Below are 16958 nucleotides of genomic sequence, written 5' to 3' on the forward strand. Positions count from 1 at the left end.
CCCAAAATATCCCGGGGAGCGCGAGGGGCTGGCCCCTCGCTCCCGCCCTCTAAGCCCGCTCAAACCCGCGCGCAATTTCCCAATCCGTCACTATACGCTCGAACTCTTCGATCTCGACCTCCGCCGCACGGGCATAGTGATCGACCACATCATCCCCCATGGCCGCGCGCAACATGGCCGACCCATGCAAGGCATCCCGCGCCGCGCGCAAGTTGCCGGGGATCATGCCCGTTTCGCCCTGATAGACGTCTCCCTGTGTCGGGGGCTGCAATTCCAGCGCTTCCTCGATCCCGGCAATCCCAGCGGCCAGCATCCCTGCCATCGCCAGATACGGGTTCATGTCCGAGCCCGGAATACGGCACTCCACCCGAACTGCCTTGGTGCCATCCCCGCACAGACGGAACCCCGCCGTGCGGTTGTCCACCGACCAGATGATCCGCGTTGGCGCAAACGTGCCCTTCATGAACCGCTTGTAACTGTTGATGTAGGGAGCCATGAAATAGGTGTAATCGGCGGCGTATTTCAGCAAACCCGCCATGTAGTTCTTCATGACATCAGACATCCCGAGCGGATCTTTTTCGTCGAAAAAGATTGGCACCCCGTCTGCCCAAAGCGACTGATGCACGTGGGACGAGCTTCCCACTTTCTCATGATGCCATTTCGGCAGGAACGTCGCCGCATGGCCATGCTGCCACGCGATCTCTTTCACTGCGTTCTTGGCAATCGAGTGATACTCGGCCGTGTCCATCGCGGGGGCGTATTTGATGTTCAGCTCTTCCTGCCCGGTCTCAGCCTCACCTTTCGAGTTTTCGACCGGAATCCCCGCGTTCCACAGATGATTGCGGATCGGGCGCATCACATGCTCTTCCTTGGTGGTCTGCAGGATGTGATAGTCTTCGTTATAGCCCGAGATCGGCTCCAGATCGCGAAACCCTTCCTTGCGGATCTGGTCAAAGCTCTTCTCGAACAGGAAAAACTCCAGCTCGGTGGCGCACATGGCGTCATAGCCCATGGCCTTAAGCCGGTTCACCTGCTTTTTCAGGATGGACCGAGGTGCGTGGGACACTTCTTCATGCGTATGGTGATCCAGCACGTCACACATCACCATGGCCGTTCCTTCAAGCCACGGAACCGGGCGCAGAGTGCTCAGGTCGGGCTTCATCACATAATCGCCGTAGCCGCGCTCCCAACTCGTTGCGGCATAGCCATCGGGTGTCGCCATCTCAAGATCGGTTGCCAACAGATAGTTGCAGCAATGGGTCTCTTCCCAAGCGCCCGCCACGAAATGACCCGCGTGGAAACGCTTACCCATCAGACGCCCCTGCATGTCGACCATGCAGACCAGCACGGTGTCGACCTCACCAGCTTCGGCCTTGGCTTTGAGATCGTTCAATCTTGCTTCATTGCCCATCCCGTTCATCCTTTGTCATCTTCTGGGACCGTCGTCCCAAATTATTCCCAGCGGCCCTAGTCCTCGACCGTTTCGCTATCCATTTCCATCACCAGACGTGTCTCCAGCACCTGCCCGCTTTGGTAGAGGATCGGATAGGCGATGGCGGCGATATGCCCGTGCAGGTCACGCATGGCGCGCAACGTCTCAAGATGCAGATCACTTGAGGCAAAGCTCTCGGTCTGCCCCCTCTCAAGCCGTTTCAAATGCGCCTTACGACTGTTCCGCGATAGGCGCTTGACCTCGGCCTTGTCCAGCACCAGACGGCGGGCGCAGTCCACATCATTCACCAGCAGCACATGACGAGCCAGCGAGAAACTGGCCAGTACAGCCGCGTGCAGGTCCTTGAGTTCCTTCCAGCCTTGCGCCGAAAACTCGGTGCGTTCAGTGTGTTTGATCTGCGCGGTTCGGGTCATGCGGTTTGACACCACGTCGCCCGCCGCCTCAAGCCGGATCGCGTATTCGACCAGGCCGCGCGCCGCCTTGATCTGCGCCTTGCTCATGTTTTGGCGCGGCATTCGGGCGACAAAGCGTCGGATTTCGGTCAGCTGTGCATTCACCCGTTCATCCTGCTGCCACAGGGCCGAGATCGCATCGCTGTCGTCCTGCTCATAAATATCCAGAACCGGGCGGAACATGCGCTCAACCTGTGTGACCATCTGCAACAGCTCATGCCGGACCGAGGACATCGCAACGTTCGCGCCCGACGCGCTTGGATCGTTCAGTGGGCTAAGCGCGTCCGAGAAGTGGTCCATCGCGTGCGCCTTAACCTCGGGCTCGGGCAGCAGCAGTGTCACCGGACGCTCCATCCAGTTCACAAACCTTGTGGCCAGCACAAAAACGGCAAGGTTGAACCCGATATGGGCCAAGATCAACGACTGCCCTGCCCCCGCCACCATCAGCGTCTGATGCGTGCCGGTCACGTTGACCACAATCAGCATCACCAGCGCCGCGCTGCCGCGTAGCAGAAGGTTGGCCAGTGGAATACGACGCGCGGAAACCGCCAGGTCACGGGTCAGCCAGATCGGAATAAAGGCCGAGCCCAGATTGGCCCCAAGAACCAGCGACAGCCCGGCAGCAAAAGGGATGGCTCCGATCTGAACCAGTGTCACGCACATCAGGATCGTCGCAACCGAACTGTGCATGACAAAAGCCAGTACCGCGCCCACGATAAAGGCGCTGAAATAGTCGCTTTCCAGATAGCCCGCGATGGCGGGCAAAAAGGCGCTCTCGCGGATCGGATCAACCGCATCGCGCAAGAACTGCAATGAAACCAGAATGAACGCGATGCCCAGAACAATGCGCCCGATCAGCCGCACATTGGCGCGGTCGGACTTGAGGTACAGCCACCCGCCCAGCGCCAGCAGAACGGGCTGTAGCCAGCCCAAATCGTAAGACAGAACCTGAATGACAAGCGCTGCACCCAGATCCGCGCCCAGCACCCCGGCCAACGCAAGGCCAAAGCTGACCATGCCTGCCGCGGCAAAACCGGTCAGCAAAACCGTTACCGCCGCCGAGCTTTGCAGGATCGTGGCCAGAACCATACCGGCCCCACCGGCAACAAAGGTGTTCGAGTGTCGCGTCAACAGCGACTGGAACAATGCGCCAAAGCGTCTTTCGATGCCCGTGCGGACCAGCCGCACCGCAAACAGCAGCAACATGGTCGCCGCAAAAATCTCGATCAGGAACCCCGCAATAGCCATTGGCCTATACCCCTCTGACCCGGTTCACGCCAAGGCGCGACCAGAGTGTTCTTGTCTGTTTCAGAGGCAAGCCTAGCATCGGGGATCGGGGTTCCAGAGGTCCAATACCGGCACGCGACCGAGGCCGCGCGCCGTAATCGCATTGAAATTAGCCGTAGCGATAAGGCCGTCCGGCCTTGAGCATGTCGGCGTTATACTGCTTGAAGATCTCGACAACCTTGGCTTTGGTCTCGGACTCGGCTGCGATTTCATCCCAGAAGGCAACGGCTGCTTCTTCGACCTGCGCCCATTCGGCGTCCGGGATCGAGGTCAGTTCCATCTTATCGCCATTCACACGCAGGCTGGCCTCGCCACCCCAATACCACCACTGGCGATAGTAGTGCGATTGGTCGCAGCAAACGCGGAACAGGGTCTGCAGGTCTTCCGGCAGTTCGTTCCAGCGGTCCATATTGGCAAAGAACGATCCTGCCCATGCGCCCGAGATGTTGTTAGTCAGGAAATAGTTGGTCACATCAGCCCAACCCACGGTGTAGTCCTCGGTGATGCCCGACCAAGCGATGCCGTCCAACTCGCCGGTTTGCACCGCGACCTCGATGTCTTCCCACGGCAGAGTGACCGGCACAACGCCGAACTGGCTCAGGAAGCGGCCCGCCGTTGGGAAGGTAAAGACGCGTTTGCCCTGCAGGTCGGCCAGGCTGTTGATCGGGTCTTTGGTGGCAAAGTGGCAGGGATCCCATGCGCCGGCACTGATATGCTTGACGCCGACCTTGGAATATTCCTCATCCCAGATCTCGTTCAGGCCGTACTGGTTGAACAGCACCGGCACGTCCAGCGAGTAGCGGGAAGCAAACGGGAAATAGCCGCCGAACACGGTGACTTCGGTGGGAGATGCCATCGAGTCATCATCCGATTGCACCGCATCGATGGTGCCGCGCTGCATGGCGCGGAACAGCTCTCCGGTCGGGACCAGCTGATCAGCATAGAACAGCTCAATCTGCATCCGGTCGCCGGCGATCTTGTTGAACATCTCGATCGCGGGGTCGATCACATGGGCCGCCAAAGCTGGACCGGCATAGGTCTGCATCCGCCATGTGATCGTGCTCTGCGCCAGCGCGGGCGCGGCCAGAGGGGCAGCGGCAACGCCGACCCCGGCCGTTTGCAAAAACTTACGTCTTGTTGTCATGTCATTTCCTCTCTGTTGCAGTTCTTCTCGTGCCTTTTCATCGGCATTCTTGTTAGTTTCCGTAAACATATCCGGGCAGCCACAAGGCCAGTTCCGGGAAGATCATGATAATCGTCAGCGCCAGCACCATCACCGCCACAAACGGGAAGATCGAGCGGTAGATGTCGCGCAGCGTGATCTCGGGCGGGGCCATCGCGCGCATCAAAAACAGGTTATAGCCGAAGGGCGGCGTCATATATGCGATCTGTGTGGTGATCGTATACAGCACCCCGTACCAGATCAGGTCAAAGCCCAGCGCCCCCACCAGTGGCACATAGAGTGGGGCTACGATCACCAGCATCGCCGTGTCGTCCAAAAACGTGCCCATCACGATAAAGCTGAGCTGCATCAGGATCAAAATCATCCATGGCGACAGGCCAAGTTGATCGGTGAACAGGTTGTCGATGGCCTTCACCGCGCCCAAGCCATCAAACACCGCACCAAAGCCAAGAGCGGCGAGAATGATCCACATGAACATGCACGAAATCGCCAGCGTCTGCTTGGTGCAGTCCTCGAAAATCTTCCACGTCATGCGCCGTTTCACCACCGACACGACCAGCGCCGTCAGCGCCCCAATGGCCGAGCTTTCGACCAGCGAGGTCCAGCCATTCACAAAGGGCACCATCATGGCGGCAAAGATGATCAATGGCAGCGCACCCGCGCCCAGCAGGCGGATCTTCTCGGCCCGCGGGACCTCATGCGCATCTTCCATGGCGGGGCCCAGATGCGGCTGAATGCGGCAGCGGATCCAGATATACAGAATGAACATGCCCGCCATCAGCAGGCCGGGCACGATCCCGGCCAGCCACAACTGCCCTACCGGCTGCCGCGCGATCATCGCATAGAGCACCAGAACCACCGAGGGCGGCACAAGAATTCCCAGACTGGAACCCGCCTGAATGACACCCGTGACCATCGTCTTGTCATAGCCCCGCCTCAGCAATTCCGGCAGCGCAATGGTCGCGCCAATCGCCATCCCCGCCACGCTGAGCCCGTTCATGGCCGAAACCAGCACCATCAGCCCGATTGTGCCAATTGCCAGCCCGCCATTCACAGGCCCCATCCAGACATGGAACATCCGATAGAGGTCATCGGCCAGACGGCTTTCTGACAACACGTAGCCCATGAAGATGAACATCGGCAGCGTTAGTAGTGGATACCACTTCATCAGCTTCATGGCGGCTGAAAATGTAATGTCCTGCCCGCCTGTTCCCCACAGGGCCAGCGCGGCAACGGTAGCAACCGCTCCGATTGCGCCAAAGACGCGCTGACCTGTGAAAAGCATCAGCATCATCGAGGCGAACATGAAAATGGCGATATATTCCTGGCTCATGCCCGAGCGACCCCGATTTCCTGCCCGTTGATCCGGGCTATGTCTTTGAAAAATTCCGATATTGCCTGCAGCAGCATCAGGAAGAAGCCCAGCGTCATGATCGACTTGATCGGCCAGATATAGGGTCGCCACGCGGTCGAGGATCTTTCCAGCCGCCCGACCTCCTCACTGCCGGTCAGAAGACCGGTGAAATAGGCCACGGGTTCCGTACCCCAATACCCAAGGCTATAGGCCGTTGAGCCCAGCCCGCCATAGAACAACACGCCCAGATACAGGATCAACAGCAGCACTGTGAAGGCGTCAAACCACGCTTTCTTCTTGTGACTCCAGTTGTGATAAAACAGGTCCATCCGCACGTTCGAACCCAGCTGGATCGAATACGGCCCGCCCATGATGTAATAGGTCACCATGGCAAACTGCGCCATTTCCAGGGTCCACAGCGACGGCAGAAAGAAAGTTTTCGAGATCGACGACCACAGCAGGATGCCCATCATCGCGAACAGACCCCACATCATCACCCGCCCGATCCGGTAATTGAGCGCGTCAACGACGCGGACATATATGCTCATCGCCCGGATCACTCGGCCGCCCTTTCTTCGAAGGTCGCCAAGGTCCGCTTGATCCACGGTACAAGGCAGTTGGTGACGGTTGCGTGCTGCTGAGGCGTGCGGATCAAGTCGTTGCGGATTTCGATCATCACGTTCAGCAAACCATTGGGCAATGCCTGCACATCCAATGTGTGGGCCACGCCGTCCTTGGCCGAATACGGCTCGTTCAGTCGCGTGATATACGGGTTCTCAACGGCTTTCGTTGCCATCATCGCGGTGGCAAACCGATCATCGACCCCGTGCAGGATGCCAAGCTCGACCTGACGTTTTTGTCCGTGATAAATTGGCGTGAAGCTATGGATCGTCACCAGCAACTCCAGTGAGGCGCGGTTGCGGTCAATCACAGCCGACAAGGCTTGTCGAAACGGGTCATAGACCCCGTGGATACGGGCCTGCCTTTCTTCATCCGACATCTGGGCATTTGCGGGGATGTCGTAGTCCTCGCTCCGGACGGGCATGGCGCCCGGCGCTTCGGGGGGGCGGTTGCAGTCATAGACCAGCCGCGACACACCACCATGAACCAGCGGTGCCGAGAGTTCGGCAGACATCATCCGGGCCACGGCCAATGCCCCGGGGTCCCATGCGATGTGACTGTCGCGCGCCTCGGCGCCTAAGCCCATGTCGCCCAGAAACGCAGGGATGCGGTTCGACGCGTGTTCGCAGACCAACACCACCTTCGGGGCGTTGCCTGCCAAGTCAGTGTGAACAGCTGTGCCGAAATCCAACCTATCGCCCCGCGATTCCCAGAATCTTCTTTGTGGAAAAATTTCCACACACGTCGATCACCTGTCAATAATTTTCCTGTACAATTTTCTCCAGACTTGATCTTGATGAAAAATTATTCACATTATGCCTTTGTCGCATACAGGAGGATCGTTTAGTGCGGGTGACGGACAGGCTGCTGGCCCATCGGGACAAGATGACGCCTTCGGAACGGCAACTTGTCAGTGTGCTTCTGGATGACTATCCCATGGCAGGCTTGGGCAGCATTACTGAACTGGCCAGCACCGCCTCGGTCTCGACCACCACGGTGGCACGGATGCTGCAAAAGACCGGATTTGACGGCTATCCGCAATTTCAGGCCGCCCTGCGGGGCGAAGTAAAAGAGATGATCTCGGGCCCCATCGCCAAGCGTGATGTCTGGCAAAACGATCTGCCCGAAGAACACATCCTCAACCGCTACTCCCAGCAATCCCTCGCCAACCAAAAGCGCACGATTGATGAGGTCGATCCAGCCGAGTTTGACAGTTTTTGCAACCTGTTATCCGATCCCAACCGACGTATTTTCATCACCGGAGGACGCATCACAGGTACAATGGCGCAGTACCTGTACCTGCATTTGCAAATGATCCGTCCCGACGTCCGAATGTTACCGGTGGCTGCGTCGTGGACACATGATCTGCTGGATGTACGCAAGGATGATGTCCTAATCGCGCTGGACGTGCGGCGCTACGAGAACTCGACCATGCTGATCGGGCAGCTCTGTCAGGAACGCGGGGCCGAGATTGTGCTGTTCACAGACCAGTGGCGCTCGCCCATTCACCGACTGGCCAAACATACCTTTGCCGCACGGATTGCGGTACCGTCAGCGTGGGATTCGATGGCGTCGATCCTGACGCTGATGGAGTGCGCCATCGCCGAGGTTCAGGAACGCCTTTGGGATTCGGTCAAAGACCGCACCGACGAACTTGAGGCCGCCTTTGACCGTACCAAGCTGTTCCGCAAGTTCGGTCAAAACTCGGGTTCTTAACATCTGAAATTGCTATAATTTACAACTGCCCGTGATCAGTGTTGCCACTGCGGGGCCGCGCGTTCACTTTATGGGCATGAGTTTTGTCGCCGATAATCAACTGCCGCTTCTGATCCTGTTTTTTCTGATCGGACTCGTAGGCACCGGGTTTCTGTTCCGCAAACCTGCGGGGCATCGAGCGTGGAAACTGGCCGATCTGGTCTGGGTCGTGTTGGGTGGCATCGGCGCATTGGTTGCCGTTTTGGCAGGTCTTTACACTGCAGACAGTTCTCGTCTCGACCGACAAATCGACGTGGCCTATGCCGCTACACTGGCCTTTGACCGAGACGCTGCCCGCTTTCGCCTGCGGTTTTGCGACCCGGCCTATGATGATGACATTGGCGTTCTGTGCGAAAAGGTGGAATTCCTGTCAGCGTCTACGGCCAGCAACGCTGACCTGCCCCTGTTTATCGCCGTGACCAACGAGGTCGCGCCGCTGCAAGGACTGCACTTCCTGTTCGGACGTCAGGCCAAGGACGAAATGGACGACGCACGCGCGATGGCCGAAAAAGCCAGCGCTTTCGATATCGACCAATTTCTGGTTTTTACGACCGTGGACGACAAAACCCAGATTGCCATCGACAATATGCGCCGCAAGGTGCCTGCGATTGCCGGTGACTATCTGATCCTTGCCCGAAGCTATGAGGATCTGATTGCGCAAGTCGGGAAGTTGAAGGACGAATGGGAATATCTACAAGCCAACGCGCATATATTGGTGTTGCAGATCATTGCCCTATGTCTGGTCAGCTTTGCTGCACCGTTCCGTCTGGGCAAATCGCTTGTAGAACTACGCACCGCGTTCAGCGCCGATACGCCTGAGCCAGCCGCTCCGGGTCCGCGCCAAGAAAATACCGTGTCAGAGTCCAAAGGTTCCGCGTCCCTCGACGCAGCCAACCCGCCTTCTGGTATCGGTCCGCACTCGTAAAGGCCCGGACCGGCAACAGAGTGATGCGGCCAAGGCGACGCACCAACGCCACGTCCTCCATCAATGGCTGATCCGGGAACCCTCCGGCCTTTTCATACAGGCGGCGCGGAACCAGCAATCCCTGATCGCCATAGGGCAAGCCAAATATCCGGCTGCGCAGGTTGGCCCAACCCGCCACCCATGTCGGTGCAAAACCCGAGGCAGAAAACGCCAGCCGGAAGACCCCCGGGGTGCCATATCGCAGATGATCCCCAACCACTTTGGTCCAGCCCTGCTGCAATACGGTATCGGCGTGCAGAACCAGCAGCCACTCGCCCTTGGCCTCGGCACACCCCCGGCGCAACTGACCACCGCGCGACGCGGCACCGGACACGATTTCAGCCCCGGCCTCATCCGAGATCTCCAGGGTTTGGTCCGTCGATCCACCATCCGAAACGATCAACTCCCGGATCAGGCCGGTATGCAGCCCTTCCATCAACGCCTCAAGCGTTGCGGGTAAGGTCTGAGCCGTGTTCAGGGTTGGGATGACGATCGAGATCGGTGCTGGCACGTGGATTACCCTCTGGTCTTGTCGGCGCGAACTCCTATATCACGAAGCCGAGGGAAAGCACGAGGACACCCCCATGCCCAATCGCCGCATCCTGCGCCTGAGTGGCGCCGACACTGACAGTTTCCTGCAAGGGCTGGTGACAAACGATATCGCCGGGATGCAGGGCGGGTTGGTCTATGCAGCGCTGCTGACGCCGCAGGGCAAATACCTTGCCGATTTCTTTCTGACGCGTCGGGGCGACGCTGTCCTGCTGGACGTGGCAGAAACTCTGGCGGACGGGCTGGTCAAGCGTCTGAGCATGTACAAGCTGCGCGCGGACGTCACGATCGCGGACAGCGGGTTGAATCTGCAACGCGGCACCGGCCCTGCGCCCGACGGCGCCCTGCCCGACCCACGCCACAATGACATGGGCTGGCGGACGTATAGCGCTGCTTCTGAAAGCGACGACGGCACCGATTGGGACGCCATCCGTGTGCGAAATTGCATCCCTGAGACGGGCGTTGAGCTGACCCCAGACAGTTACATCCTCGAATCCGGGTTCGAAGCGCTTAACGGCGTCGATTTCAAGAAGGGCTGTTATGTCGGGCAAGAGGTCACCGCCCGCATGAAGCACAAGACCGAGTTGCGCAAAGGTCTGCGCAGGGTGCTGATCGACGGCAGCGCCCCGGTCGGAACGGAAATCAACGCAGGTGGCAAACCTGTTGGGACGTTGTTCACTCAGTCGGGCGGCGCTGCCATCGCGTATCTGCGGCTGGATCGCGCAACCGGCGATATGCAGGCCGACGCAGCGACGGTTCGGCTAAGCGGTTGAATTGTTGCGCAATCGGCACGGCTGATCCCCGTCACCGCGAGTAAAGATTGCCACCCCTACCCTGGCGCTGTCACAATGCCGACGGGACCAACACGGGTGCGGGTATGTTCAAGCTATACAGAGCGATCTGGCGCGCCAGCGCCGGGCGACAGATCATCCTGATCGCCCTGTCCATTGCGGTGGCCGCCCTTGCCGCCGTCCCACTGGAATTTCAACGCGATATCGTCAACCACCTGACCTCGGCCAATATTGATGCCGATCACCTGATGTTGCTGGGCGCGGGGATGATGGGGGTTATCCTGCTGAGCCTCGGGTTGAAATGGGTGCTGGGATACCGCTCGGGCACGCTGGGCGAAGACATGATCCGCCTTATCCGTCAGCGGCTGCTGGTCAGGTCTGCTGATCTGAACGAAACGGGCGAGGACGTGCGCAAGGGGACCATGACCACCGCCATCTCGGCCGAAGCGGAAGAGCTCGGCAAATTCGCAGGTGGTGCGTTTTCCGACCCGGTCGTGCAGATCGGAACGTTGATCAGCGTGATAGGATATATCTCCTCCACACAGCCGGGGCTGGGACTGATCGCTTTTTCGATGATCGTGCCGCAGATCGTCATCGTGCTGGTGTCGCAACGCAAAGTGAATGTCTTTGTGGCTGAACGCGTGCGCATTCTGCGCAGCGCCACGGACCGGCTGACTTCGGCCCAGATCGACGCCGCTGCGCGTGAGGTCGAGGCGCAGTTCGACGACATCTATGAAACCCGCCGCCGGATGTTTCTCTGGAAGCTTTCTGCCAAATTCCTGCTCAGCGTCATCAACGGCGCAGGCACCGTTGGCATACTGATGCTGGGCGGTTGGCTGGTTTTGCAAGGGCGCACCGATGTCGGCACCGTGGTTGCCGCAACAAGCGGGCTGGCCCGGATCCAGGGACCGACCGCGTTTCTGATCGCCTTCTACCGCCAGGTCAGCGCCAACCGCATCAAGTATGAGCTGATGCTGGAACTGTTCGGCCCCCACCCCGAGCAATACCGCCGTATCAAGCGCCGCACATAAAAAAGACCGCGTAGCCTTGGCTAACGCGGCCTCTTGGTGATTTCAGTGCAGCTTACGCGCGCTCGGAATATTCCATGGTCTCGGTGTTCACTACGATCATCTCATCCTGACCGATGAAGGGCGGCACCATGACCTTGACGCCATTGTCCAGAATGGCCGGTTTGAACGAGTTCGCAGCGGTCTGACCTTTGACGACCGGCTCGGTTTCGACGATCTTGCAGGTCACTTTCTGGGGCAGCGTGGCGTTCAGGGCCTCTGCTTCGTAGAACTCAACCACAATGGTCATGCCGTCCTGCAGAAACGGGCGACGTTCGCCCAGCAGTTCCGATGGCAGTTCGATCTGCTCATAGGTCTCGGAATCCATGAACACCAGCATGCCGTCGGATTCGTAGAGGAACTGCTGATCCTTCTGTTCCAGCCGCACACGCTCGACCTTGTCCGCCGAGCGGAACCGTTCGTTCAGTTTCGATCCGTTGCGCAGGTTACGCAGCTCGACCTGCGCAAAAGCGCCGCCTTTTCCGGGTTTTACGTGATCGACTTTTACGGCTGCCCACAGGCCGTCATTATGCTCAAGCACATTGCCGGGGCGAATTTCGTTCCCATTTATCTTGGGCATGACATAAATCCTTCACAAACGGTTGATGCGTCAGTTGCGCTTCCTATATCTGGCGTGACCACACCTGGCAAGACAACGAGACCTAGTGCTGCACATGCAGCAAGCTATGCGAGTGACGCAACGCAACTATGCATATTAGCTGTATCCGAATCACACTTTATAGGTCATAAGGACCGTCACGCCGAAAATGCAAGAGCAAGAACAACAAGGAAGACGAGATGAGAGATTTCGTTGACGGCACCGCCTTTAACAATGAGCAAGGCAACCGTGCGCGCAAACTTTTTGCAGCCGTCGTTCTGGCTGCGCTGGATGATGCAATTGCCGATGACAAGAAATACGGCAATGGCCCCGAACAAATCGCCCGCTGGGCCCGCTCTCGCGATGGCCGCGAGGTGCTGTCCTGCGCGGGTATCGACCCCAATGAGCGGGTTGTCAGCGGCCTGATGGAATTCGTGGGGCGCGGTGTGCGCACCTCGGTCGCGCTGTCGCGCGAGGAAAGCGAACGCCGTAACGCTGCTCAGCAGGCCGAAGCCGCCTGATCTGAACTGCTGCCTTTGAGAAAAAGCGCGCTCTGACTGCCAGAGCGCGCTTTTCTTTTGGCTAAACCAACGTCAGAAAAACAACAGCCACTGCCGAGCGACCCAGACTTCGGCTGCAAGCAAAGCTGCGAAGAAGATCTTTGTCGGAAGGGTCAACCCGCGCCGCCACAGCGCGATATATGACACCGCGCAGGCTGTGATCGACACAAGCACGACCCATTGTGCGTGATGGGCGCTGTCCCAATAGCTGATCGGGCTGTGAAAGACCCAATTGCTCAGCGGCCAAAACTGCGCCCGTCCATCCCCTGCATGCAGCAGAAAATCGGTACCCAGATGCAGCAACCCGGCCGAGGCGCCCAGCACCAGCAAACGCGCACGCAGCCATACACCGACGCCCAGTGCCAGCCCCCAGACCAGAAACGAATTGTCGATAGCAAAAACGGTCTGCCACGCATCGGAATAATAAAGCTGCCCGAACACCACCTGCTCGGGGATGTTCAGAATGAACAGCGACACGCCCGCCATCAGATAGAGCGACAGGTCCGGCAGCACCGACCCGATCAGAACGGCACGCAGAGTTCGGCCATAGGACGGGCGCGCAAAGGCGGCGGCTCCGATCAAAAGATGGGCTGGCGTGTTCATCGGGGGCTTTTCCTCTGCCGTCAAATCGGGTCATGTGCCCGTCAGGTTATAGGAGAACAAGCATGGTTCGCGCCATCATGATTCAGGGCACCGGCAGCAATGTGGGTAAATCGGTTTTGGTGGCCGGGCTAGCTCGCGCCTATACACGACGCGGGCTGCGCGTGGCTCCGTTCAAGCCGCAGAACATGTCAAACAACGCCGCCGTAACCGAAAACGGCGGCGAGATCGGGCGCGCGCAGGCGCTTCAGGCGTGGGCAGCGAACAGGCCGACGCATACGGATATGAACCCGATTTTGCTCAAACCCGAAACCGACACGGGGGCGCAGATCATCGTGCAGGGGCAGCGGGCTGGAACGATGAAGGCGGGTGACTACCGCAAGGACAAATCCAAGCTGCTGGGGGCTGCGCTGGAAAGCTTTGACCGGCTCTGTGCGGATGCCGATCTGGTTCTGGTCGAGGGCGCAGGCAGTCCGGCTGAAACCAACCTGCGTAAGGGAGATATTGCCAATATGGGCTTTGCCTGCGCCGCAGGTGTGCCGGTCGTGCTGGTCGGCGACATTCACCGCGGCGGTGTAATCGCACAGATTGTAGGCACGCAGGCGGTGCTGGAAGCCAGCGATCTAGCGATGATCAAGGGCTTTGCGGTGAACCGCTTCAAAGGTGATGTATCCCTTTTCGATGAAGGGCGTGACGATATCGCAGCGCGGACCGGTTGGACCTGCATGGGTGTCGTGCCGTGGTTCAACGACGCATGGAAACTGCCTGCCGAGGATATGATGGACATCCGCTCTCACGCGGGCGGGACCTGCAAAGTGGTGGTGCCGCAACTTGAGCGGATGGCCAATTTTGACGATCTGGACCCGCTCTCGGCTGAACCAGGCATCACGGTCGAGATCGTCCCTGCGGGGCGCCCCCTGCCCGGCGATGCGGACCTCGTGCTGCTGCCAGGCAGTAAATCCACTATCGGCGACCTGACCTATTTCCGGGCGCAGGGGTGGGATGTGGACCTCTATGGCCATGTGCGGCGCGGTGGTCATGTTTTGGGCCTGTGTGGCGGGTATCAGATGCTGGGCAATACCATCTCCGATCCCGGCGGCGTCGATGGTCGACCAGGAACAGTCGATGGGCTGGGCTTGCTGGACGTCGATACCATCATGGCTGGCCAGAAGCAGGTCACGTTGCGGCAGGCGCATGCGGTTCCCGGCAAAGAACCGGTGTCAGGCTATGAAATCCATATGGGCCGGACCGAGGGCCCCGACTGCGCCCGCGCTTGGCTGGAGGTTGAAGGTCGGCCCGAGGGTGCCGCAGACAAAACTGGACGTATTCGCGGCAGCTATCTGCACGGGATATTTTCGTCCGATGCGTTCCGCGCGCGTTACCTGTCGGAATTGGGGGCTGTCTCAGAGATCAATTACGAGGACGGCGTGGACGAGACGCTGGACGCATTGGCCGACCATCTTGAGCAGCATATGGATTTGGATCAGCTTTTGGAACTGGCGCAACAGCCCTGCCGGGCCTAGCGTCTAGCTGGATTCCAGCTCTGCCAAAGCCCGGTAAATCTCGCGCCGGACCATTTTGCGCACATTGCGGGTGATGCGTTCGCCCAGCACGCCCTGAAGCTCTTCCCGCACGACCTGCGCGATAAGCTGACGCAACGCGTCTTCATCCATCGCGGGAGGTTCAGGTTGGTCTTCGGCCTCGGTCGCCGCGATGACCTCGGGGTCACGGATGAAGGTTGCTTTGGTGTCCGAGAGCCCCTCTTCCACCACTTCATCCTCTTTGGCTTCGTTTCCGACGCTCCAACCCAAAGCGCGGGTCGGAGTTCCAGAATAGGCGTCGGCGCTATCGCCGTCGGGCTCCCACTGATCCTCGGTGCGGGCAATCGCCGCCTCGAGCGCTTCTATCTTGGAACTCAGGCTGAAACTCGGAACTTTCTCTGGGGTTGGGACGGGTTGTGACGCCTCACTCTCTACTGTATCCCGGGCGCGCAGAACCATAGGTTTGACTGACGCATCCACCACCGGGTCTGCAATGGGTTTACCGTCCTCATTATCCCCGACTCGCAGTGCGTCCGTCAAAACCAATCTACCGGGCTTTCGTGCCAAAGAAGACGGAACGAGATCGGGGATTTTGCGGCCTTCTTCACCGACCAGGCGTTTGATAGAGGACAAAACGTCCTCTACTCTCCCGTCTACGACTTTATCCGTCATTCTTCTCTACCACTCTTTCCTCAGAATCGAGTGTAGCCAAACACTTCGGCCCTCACAACAGATTGTGTCCTGGGTTAGTCGCGGCGCAGGGCCTTGAGTACCCGATCCAGATCCTTGCTCTGCTTGCTAACCTGTGCCGGTGCCTTCTTGACCAGATTGTAATACAGCGTCGGGTCATAGATTTGCACGGCTAGCCCCAAACGCTCGGCCGTCAAAAGACCTTGCGCCTGCAACAACTGATAGGCAGCCAGCGACCGTTCGGTGCGCGATGCAACCTCATTGAGCTGCGCATCCAGCAGGTCTTGCTGTGCGTTCAGAACATCCAGCGTCGTCCGAGCGCCCAAGGTCGCCTCTTCCCGGATGCCGTCAAAGGCCACTTGAGAAGCTCGCACCTGCTCGGTCGAAGCGCGCAGGCTGGCCGATGCAGCCTGGAAGTTGGCATAAGCCACGGAAACGCCTTGCGTGATATCTTTCTGTACGTTCAGCAGGTTCGCGCGGGACGCGTCACGGGTCGCCATTGCACGACGGACCTGCGCGGCCAAGGCGCCACCAGCATAGATCGGCTGAGTGAAGGTCAAAGCGACCGTCGCGTCTTCGATTGAATCGTCGTTGTCGTAGCTTTCGGTAATCCCAGCATCCGCGTTCAAAGTAACATTCGGGCCAAGGTTTGCACGTTGCTGAAGAACGGCCAGATCAAAGGCACGAACCTCATGCTGAGATGACAGGATCGCCGGGTGGTTGCGCTGAGCCAGGGCAATCGCCTCCGCCTCTGACCGCGGCAGGTTGGGCAGGCTGGGCTGACCAGCCGTCGCGCCCGGCGCTTTACCTACGGCGTTAACGTATTCGGCCTGCGCCGTGCTCAGGTTCCCGCGCGCAACGGACAGTTCCGCCTGAGCGCTGGCAAGCTGCGCCTGCGACAGCGCCACGTCCGTGCGCGTCACCTCGCCCACATCGAAACGGTCCTGCGAAGCGCGGAGTTCCTCGGCAGAAACTTCCACATCGTTCAATTGAATCTGAACGGTTTCTTCCTGAAGAACAACGGCCAAATAAGCATTTACGGCTCGGAACAGCACGGCCTGTTCCACATCAATCAGGCTTTGACGTGTGGACAGAACGATTTCTTGCGCCGATTGCTTGCCAAGAACCGAAAAGCCACCATCGTAGATCAGCTGACTAAGCGTCAGACCAGCAAAGAACGTAGAAGGTTCATTTCGGACCGTCACATCGTCAATGGTCGAGCGGGTATAATCCTGGCTGACCTGAGCGGCAAAGTTGATGATCGGACGCAGCGCGGCCAATGCGATCGCCACATCCTCGTCGGCAGCACGCAGCAAGGCCCGGTTTTGTTCCAACAGCCCGCTGGTGTTATAAGCACCAATGAACGCGTCTGTCAGATTGTCTGCCCATGCGCCCCGACCCGGCACAACACTAAGCGCGATACCAGCCGTCAGCGCCAACGCCTTGACCAGTTTTCCTCCCGCCGTAGAACTCATCACGAAATCCTCTCAAAC

At 59.0% G+C, this 16958-nt stretch carries 16 protein-coding genes; 5 read left to right on the plus strand and 11 right to left on the minus strand.

Annotated elements, in window-relative coordinates; translation table 11 throughout:
• Nucleotides 1–49: 49 nt before the first annotated feature.
• From AC2FJ6_RS03380 to AC2FJ6_RS03405, 6 genes are all read right to left on the minus strand, one after another.
• The gene (locus AC2FJ6_RS03380; protein WP_170770281.1) at nt 50–1411 is read right to left on the minus strand and encodes a glutamine synthetase family protein; all 1362 of its coding nucleotides are present in this window, start codon (nt 1409–1411) and stop codon (nt 50–52) included.
• A 56-nt stretch (nt 1412–1467) separates the two neighbouring features.
• Nucleotides 1468–3153 (minus strand): Na/Pi cotransporter family protein, encoded by a 1686-nt coding sequence (locus AC2FJ6_RS03385; protein ID WP_170770279.1) that lies wholly within the window; start codon nt 3151–3153, stop codon nt 1468–1470.
• Nucleotides 3154–3301: 148 nt separating this feature from the next.
• Nucleotides 3302–4336, minus strand: coding sequence for a TRAP transporter substrate-binding protein (locus AC2FJ6_RS03390; RefSeq protein WP_170770277.1), 1035 nt, complete (start codon nt 4334–4336; stop codon nt 3302–3304).
• 52 nt (nt 4337–4388) lie between these two features.
• Entirely contained in the window at nt 4389–5708 is a 1320-nt protein-coding gene (locus AC2FJ6_RS03395) for a TRAP transporter large permease (RefSeq protein WP_170770275.1), read from the minus strand.
• Nucleotides 5705–6277: a TRAP transporter small permease subunit gene (locus AC2FJ6_RS03400; protein ID WP_170770272.1), complete on the minus strand. Its 573-nt coding sequence runs from the start codon at nt 6275–6277 to the stop codon at nt 5705–5707. The genes AC2FJ6_RS03395 and AC2FJ6_RS03400 overlap by 4 nt, the downstream gene beginning before the upstream one ends.
• A gap of 8 nt (nt 6278–6285) precedes the next feature.
• Nucleotides 6286–7041 (minus strand): N-formylglutamate amidohydrolase, encoded by a 756-nt coding sequence (locus AC2FJ6_RS03405; RefSeq protein ID WP_170770270.1) that lies wholly within the window; start codon nt 7039–7041, stop codon nt 6286–6288.
• A 155-nt stretch (nt 7042–7196) separates the two neighbouring features.
• On the opposite strand from AC2FJ6_RS03405, the gene AC2FJ6_RS03410 reads away from it, so the two are divergent.
• The gene (locus AC2FJ6_RS03410) at nt 7197–8066 is read left to right on the plus strand and encodes a MurR/RpiR family transcriptional regulator (RefSeq protein WP_170770268.1); all 870 of its coding nucleotides are present in this window, start codon (nt 7197–7199) and stop codon (nt 8064–8066) included.
• An 839-nt stretch (nt 8067–8905) separates the two neighbouring features.
• Here the strand turns inward: AC2FJ6_RS03410 and AC2FJ6_RS03415 are convergent.
• Entirely contained in the window at nt 8906–9580 is a 675-nt protein-coding gene (locus AC2FJ6_RS03415) for a TIGR04283 family arsenosugar biosynthesis glycosyltransferase (RefSeq protein ID WP_496668353.1), read from the minus strand.
• A 73-nt stretch (nt 9581–9653) separates the two neighbouring features.
• Between AC2FJ6_RS03415 and ygfZ the strand changes: the two genes are divergently transcribed.
• Both ygfZ and AC2FJ6_RS03425 read left to right on the plus strand, forming a co-directional pair.
• On the plus strand, nt 9654–10391 hold the full coding sequence (ygfZ, locus tag AC2FJ6_RS03420; RefSeq protein ID WP_170770264.1) for a CAF17-like 4Fe-4S cluster assembly/insertion protein YgfZ: 738 nt from the start codon (nt 9654–9656) through the stop codon (nt 10389–10391).
• Between the two features lie 104 nt (nt 10392–10495).
• The gene (locus AC2FJ6_RS03425; protein ID WP_170782710.1) at nt 10496–11440 is read left to right on the plus strand and encodes an ABC transporter transmembrane domain-containing protein; all 945 of its coding nucleotides are present in this window, start codon (nt 10496–10498) and stop codon (nt 11438–11440) included.
• 52 nt (nt 11441–11492) lie between these two features.
• Here AC2FJ6_RS03425 and efp read toward each other — a convergent pair whose 3' ends face one another.
• Complete coding sequence (efp, locus tag AC2FJ6_RS03430) at nt 11493–12056, minus strand: elongation factor P (RefSeq protein WP_170770260.1); 564 nt, start codon at nt 12054–12056, stop codon at nt 11493–11495.
• A gap of 218 nt (nt 12057–12274) precedes the next feature.
• On the opposite strand from efp, the gene AC2FJ6_RS03435 reads away from it, so the two are divergent.
• Entirely contained in the window at nt 12275–12595 is a 321-nt protein-coding gene (locus AC2FJ6_RS03435; RefSeq protein WP_037310273.1) for a DUF6280 family protein, read from the plus strand.
• A 72-nt stretch (nt 12596–12667) separates the two neighbouring features.
• Here AC2FJ6_RS03435 and AC2FJ6_RS03440 read toward each other — a convergent pair whose 3' ends face one another.
• Nucleotides 12668–13237 (minus strand): cobalamin biosynthesis protein CobQ, encoded by a 570-nt coding sequence (locus AC2FJ6_RS03440; protein WP_170770258.1) that lies wholly within the window; start codon nt 13235–13237, stop codon nt 12668–12670.
• 62 nt (nt 13238–13299) lie between these two features.
• On the opposite strand from AC2FJ6_RS03440, the gene AC2FJ6_RS03445 reads away from it, so the two are divergent.
• The gene (locus AC2FJ6_RS03445) at nt 13300–14757 is read left to right on the plus strand and encodes a cobyric acid synthase (RefSeq protein ID WP_496668355.1); all 1458 of its coding nucleotides are present in this window, start codon (nt 13300–13302) and stop codon (nt 14755–14757) included.
• A gap of 3 nt (nt 14758–14760) precedes the next feature.
• Here AC2FJ6_RS03445 and AC2FJ6_RS03450 read toward each other — a convergent pair whose 3' ends face one another.
• The gene (locus tag AC2FJ6_RS03450; RefSeq protein WP_170770254.1) at nt 14761–15447 is read right to left on the minus strand and encodes a hypothetical protein; all 687 of its coding nucleotides are present in this window, start codon (nt 15445–15447) and stop codon (nt 14761–14763) included.
• A gap of 74 nt (nt 15448–15521) precedes the next feature.
• On the minus strand, nt 15522–16940 hold the full coding sequence (locus AC2FJ6_RS03455; protein ID WP_170770252.1) for a TolC family outer membrane protein: 1419 nt from the start codon (nt 16938–16940) through the stop codon (nt 15522–15524).
• Nucleotides 16941–16958 lie beyond the last annotated feature (18 nt).

The sequence above is a fragment of the Ruegeria sp. CDSA089 genome (assembly GCF_059612205.1).